At 45.2% G+C, this 241-nt stretch carries 1 pseudogene; it reads right to left on the bottom strand.

Annotated elements, in window-relative coordinates:
• Window positions 1–101 (bottom strand): annotated as a pseudogene (locus O4G76_RS23195) (restriction endonuclease subunit S); the annotation flags it as partial.
• Between the last annotated feature and the right edge of the window lie 140 nt (window positions 102–241).

The following is a 241-nucleotide window of genomic DNA, read 5'->3' on the forward strand; positions in this document are numbered from 1 at the left end:
GCAGAGATCTCCTGATCGGCGGTGAACAGCACGGCGGCGATTTTTTGCTGTTCATCTAGTGATGGCAGAGGTACTTTCAGTGAGAAAAAATCTGTTGGTTTTACATTAAGTAGGCCATGAGCTCGGCCAGGGCGGGATCACACTTCGCTAAAACCAGTTGAGAGAACACCATATTGCTGATCTAATGGGGTTTTATAATAACCCTAGCTCTGATATGACTCTCATTGAACACTTATCCGTT

Origin of the sequence: Limimaricola sp. G21655-S1 (assembly GCF_027213785.1) — a bacterium.
In the GTDB taxonomy this organism is placed as follows: domain Bacteria; phylum Pseudomonadota; class Alphaproteobacteria; order Rhodobacterales; family Rhodobacteraceae; genus Limimaricola.